3 protein-coding genes are annotated in these 5,099 nt (G+C 71.1%); all 3 read right to left on the bottom strand.

What is annotated here, in order from left to right; translation table 11 throughout:
- Nucleotides 1-121: 121 nt before the first annotated feature.
- Nucleotides 122-2,329, bottom strand: coding sequence for a 1,4-alpha-glucan branching enzyme (glgB, locus tag ACFTZL_RS40710; protein WP_382594350.1), 2,208 nt, complete (start codon nucleotides 2,327-2,329; stop codon nucleotides 122-124).
- A 3-nt stretch (nucleotides 2,330-2,332) separates the two neighbouring features.
- A complete protein-coding gene (locus tag ACFTZL_RS40705; protein WP_382594348.1) occupies nucleotides 2,333-3,703 on the bottom strand; it encodes a maltokinase in 1,371 nt (456 codons plus the stop codon).
- 28 nt (nucleotides 3,704-3,731) lie between these two features.
- A partial coding sequence (treS, locus tag ACFTZL_RS40700) for a maltose alpha-D-glucosyltransferase (RefSeq protein ID WP_382594345.1) occupies nucleotides 3,732-5,099 on the bottom strand: 1,368 nt, incomplete at its 5' end.

Below are 5,099 nucleotides of genomic sequence, written 5' to 3'. Positions count from 1 at the left end.
GGTCCCCACCTGAGCCCCGCCCTTCTGCGCCCCTCCCGCGTCCAACCACCGTCTACACCGGGTGGTACGACCCCCAGTGCCCCTCACAGGCGGGTCGGACACCTGGTGCTTCCGCGGGACTTCACGGAGCGAACGGCCTCAGCCACACGGTGGCCAGCGGCGGCAGCGTGATCCGGACCAGGCCGCCCTCCGGTTTGGCCGGATCCGGGTTGGTGACGCCGCTGCCGCCGTAGCGCGTGTCGTCGGTGTTGAGGGTCTCCTGCCAGGCGACGACGTCGTCCGGGACCCACAGGCCGTAGTCGTGCCGGACGACGGGGGAGAAGTTCGACACCGCCAGCAGCGGGTCGCCCTCGGCGTCGTAGCGGAGGAACGCGAAGACGTTGTCGTCGGCCGAGTCCACCGCCACCCACCGGAAGCCCTCCGGACGGGTGTCGCACTGCCACAGCGCCGGCGTCGCCCGGTACGCCGTGTTCAGGTCACGGACCAGATCGCGCACGCCCCGGTGGTCACCCGCCGAGTGGTAGCCGTCGTCGAGCAGCCACCACTCCGGCCCGTGCTCCACCGACCACTCGGCCCCCTGCCCGAACTCCTGCCCCATGAACAGCAGCTGCTTGCCGGGGTGGCCCCACATGAAGCCGAGGTAGGCGCGGGTGGTGGCGCGCCGCTGCCACCAGTCGCCCGGCGCCTTCGACACCAGCGCCTGCTTGCCGTGCACGACCTCGTCGTGGGAGATCGGCAGGACGTAGTTCTCGCTGTACGCGTACACCATCGAGAAGGTCATCTCGTGGTGGTGGTACTTACGGTGCACCGGCTCGTGGCTCAGGTACTCCAGCGAGTCGTGCATCCAGCCCATGTTCCACTTCAGCCCGAAACCGAGCCCGCCGGTGTCGGTGGGCCGGGTCACGCCGCCCCAGGCGGTGGACTCCTCCGCGATGGTGACCACGCCGGGAGCACGCCGGTACACGGTCGCGTTCATCTCCTGCAGGAACGCCATGGCCGCCAGGTCCTCCCGGCCGCCGTAGGCGTTGGGCTCCCACTGGCCGTCCTCGCGCGAGTAGTCCAGGTAGAGCATCGAGGCGACCGCGTCCACCCGCAGCCCGTCGATGTGGAACTCCTCGCACCAGTACACCGCGTTCGCCACGAGGAAGTTGCGCACCTCGGTGCGGCCGAAGTCGAACTCGTAGGTGCCCCAGTCCGGGTGCTCGGCACGCCGCCCGTCCCCGGGCTCGTACAGCGGGTCCCCGTCGAACCGGGCCAGCGCCCAGTCGTCCTTCGGGAAGTGCGCCGGCACCCAGTCCATGATCACGCCGATGCCGGCCCGGTGGCAGGCGTCGACGAAGAACCGGAAGTCGTCCGGGGAGCCCAGCCGCGCGGTCGGCGCGTAGAAGCCCGTGACCTGGTAGCCCCACGAGCCGTGGAAGGGGTGCTCGGCGACCGGCATCAGCTCGAGGTGCGTGAAGCCGAGGTCCTTGACGTACGCGGGCAGTTCCTCGGCGAGCTGCCGGTAGGTCAGCCCCGGGCGCCAGGACGGCAGATGCACCTCGTACACCGACATGGGCGCCTCGTGCACCGGCGTGTCGGCGCGGTGTGTCATCCACTCGGCGTCGGCCCACTCGTAGTGCGAGGCCGTCACGATCGACGCCGTGTTCGGCGGCTCCTCGGCACGGCGGGCCATCGGGTCCGCCTTGAGGAAGCGGTGCCCGTACCGGGAGTGGATCTCGAACTTGTACGCGGTGCCCTCGCCGACGCCCGGCAGGAACAGCTCCCACACCCCGGACGCGCCCAGGGACCGCATCGGGAACTGCGTCCCGTCCCAGTGGGTGAAGTCCGTGGCGACCCGCACGCCCTGGGCGTTCGGCGCCCACACCGTGAACCGGGTGCCGGTCACGCCCTCGTGGGTCATGGGCTGTGCGCCGAGCGCCGTCCACAGCTCCTCGTGCCGGCCCTCGCGGATCAGGTGCAGGTCGAGCTCGCCGAGCGCGGGCAGGAAGCGGTACGGGTCGTGCGTCTCCTGCTCGCCGCCCTCGTACGCCACGTGCAGCGTGTAGTCGGGGATCGCCGCCGACGGCAGCACGCCCGAGAAGAGGCCGTCGCCCTCCGAGACGAGCGCCGTGCGCTTCCCGTCGCTCACGACGCTCACAGAGCGGGCGAAGGGGCGCAGCGCCCGGAACACGATCCCGCCGGGGACCGGATGGGCGCCGAGCAGCGCGTGCGGATCGTGGTGGGCGCCCGCCAGCAGGCGCCCGCGGTCCTCCGGGCTCAGGGCGGGCGCGGTCGCGCTCGGGACCGGGCCGGACGGCTCCGGGATTGAGGTGTCTCGCAGGGCCACGGCTCAGTCTCCTCTCACAGCGAGGCGCTCGATCGCCGCCATCGGTACAGGCAGCCAGTCGGGGCGGTGCCGTGCCTCGTACAGCACCTCGTACACGGCCCGGTCCGTCTCGTAGGCCCGGAGCAGTCCGTGTTTCTTGCGCGGATCCCAGCCGGCGCGGGCGGCATAGCCCGCGCAGTAGGCCTCGCGGCAGCGCCGCGCCCACTCCGGGCGCCAGGGGCGGCGCTGCCGGGCGGCGTAGTCGAAGGAGCGCAGCATCCCGGCGATGTCCCGCACGGGGGAGTGGGCGCTGCGCCGTTCGGAGAGCGGCCGGGACGGCTCGCCCTCGAAGTCGATGACGAACCACTCACGCCCGGCCCGCAGCACCTGGCCCAGGTGCAGGTCGCCGTGGATGCGCTGAGCGGGCGGCCCGGGGTCGCAGGAGGTGAGGGCGGCGAACGCGGTCCGCAGGCCCGGCACGAACGGCTGGAGCGCGGGCACACAGTGCGCGGCGGCGTCCAGCCGCTCGGTCATCGCCGTCGCGGTACGCCCGTTCTCCCCGGGCGCGCCGACCGGGAAGGCCGAGGCCAGCGCGAGGTGCACATCCGCCGTGGCCGCGCCGAGCGCCCGCGCCTGGACCGTGAAGTCGTCCCCGGCGGCCAGGGCGTGCAGCGCCAGCGTCCAGCCGTCGGAGGCGTCCCGCAGATACGGCTGGAGCACACCGAGCGTGGCCTTGAAGGGATGGCTCGTCTGGAACCACGCCACGGGCGCGGGGACGCGGTGGCAGCCCTGGCGGGCCAGCGCCCCCGGCACCTCCAGGTCCGGGTTCACGCCCGGCTGGATGCGCCGGAAGATCTTCAGGATGTACTCGTCGCCGTACACCAGCGAGGAGTTGGACTGCTCGGCGTCGAGCAGCCGCGGCACCAGCCCGGCGGGCACCTGCTGGTCCGGGTCGCAGTCGAAGCGCAGCGGGCCGGCGGTGCCGGGGTGCCGCAGCCGCTCCAGGAGCAGTTGGGCCGAACGGGGATCGTGCAGCGCGTCGTAGACCGTCAGACCGGCCAGCGGTCCGTCCTGCACCTGCCCGATGAGCGCCCGGCCGAGGCGCGGTGCCGGGTGCTCCCGTACGCCCAGCAGGAGCTGGTAGCAGTCACCTGCCGGGGGAGCGCCGCCCGGCGACGGCACGCCTGTGTGCCCGGCGTGCCCGGCGTGGATCAGCAGGTGCAGACAGCCCGGGAACAGCTCGGTCATCGACAGCAGGCCGAGCTCCGTGACGGGCCGGTCCTTGCCCGCGAACCAGCGCTGGCGGGGCAGCCAGTCGCGCAGCAGGGCGCCGAGCGACTCCATGGGCTCGGCCAGGCGTGTGAGGCTCGGGCGCAGGTATGCGGTCTTCGGCATGGTCACGCCTCCTTGTCCCGGCGCGTGCTCACAGTCGCCGGCCGATGCGGGATGCGACTCGGGTGAGCCGGAACCAGTAGAAGCCGTGACCCCCGAGGGTCAGCAGATACGGCAGCTCGCCGATGGCCGGGAAGCGCACCCCGCCGAACAGCTCCACCGGATGGCGTCCGGCGAATTCGCGCAGATCGAGTTCGGTGGGCTGCGCGAACCGCGCGAAGTTGTTCACACAGAGCACCAGGTCGTCCTCGTACTCCCTGAGGAACGCCAGGACCGCGGGGTTGGAGGAGGGCAGTTCGGTGTAGGTGCCGAGTCCGAAGGCGGGGTTCTGCTTGCGGATCTCGATCATGCGGTGGGTCCAGTGCAGCAGCGACGACGGCGAGGACATGGAGGCCTCGACATTGGTCACCTGGTGGCCGTAGACCGGGTCCATGATCGCCGGCAGGAAGAGGCGGCCCGGGTCGCAGGTGGAGAACCCGGCGTTGCGGTCCGGGGTCCACTGCATGGGGGTCCGCACGGCGTCGCGGTCGCCGAGCCAGATGTTGTCGCCCATGCCGATCTCGTCGCCGTAGTAGAGGATCGGCGAGCCGGGGAGGGCCAGCAGCAGAGCGGTGAACAGCTCGATGGTGTGCCGGTCGTTGTCCAGCAGGGGAGCGAGGCGCCTGCGGATCCCGATGTTGGCGCGCATGCGGGGGTCCTTGGCGTACTCGGCCCACATGTAGTCGCGCTCTTCGTCGGTGACCATCTCGAGGGTCAGCTCGTCGTGGTTGCGCAGGAACATCCCCCACTGGCAGTTCGAGGGGATGGCCGGGGTCTTGGCCAGGATCTCCGAGACCGGGTAGCGCGACTCGCGGCGTACGGCCATGAAGATGCGCGGCATGACCGGGAAGTGGAAGGCCATGTGGCACTCGTCGCCGCCGCTGGGGTAGTCGCCGAAGTAGTCGACGACGTCCTCGGGCCACTGGTTGGCCTCGGCGAGCAGCACGGTGTCCGGGTACTGGGCGTCGATCTCCTTGCGCACGCGCTTCAGGAACGCGTGGGTGGCGGGCAGGTTCTCGCAGTTCGTGCCCTCGGCCGCGTACAGATACGGCACCGCGTCCAGCCGGAAGCCGTCGATGCCCAGGTCCAGCCAGAACTTCAGCGCGGCCAGGATCTCCTCCTGGACGCGCGGGTTCTCGTAGTTGAGATCCGGCTGGTGCGAGAAGAAGCGGTGGAAGAAGTACTGGCCACGCACCGGGTCGTACGTCCAGTTCGACGTCTCCGTGTCGACGAAGATGATCCTGGCGTCCGGATAGCCCTTGTCATCGTCGGCCCAGACGTAGTAGTCGCCGTAGGGCCCGTCGGGGTCCTTCCGCGACTCCTGGAACCACGCGTGCTCGTCGCTGGTGTGGTTCATGAC

The organism is Streptomyces sp. NPDC056948 (assembly GCF_042674225.1).
Classification (GTDB): Bacteria; Actinomycetota; Actinomycetes; order Streptomycetales; family Streptomycetaceae; genus Streptomyces; species Streptomyces purpurascens.
Note: the sequence above shows the minus strand (reverse complement) of the source record. Positions and strands in the feature narration are given on the sequence as shown.

What these genes read in the sequence shown, in the direction of transcription:
- ACFTZL_RS40705 (WP_382594348.1), bottom strand. Translation starts at nt 3,703, where the DNA reads ATGCCGAAGACCGCATACCTGCGCCCGAGCCTCACACGCCTGGCCGAG.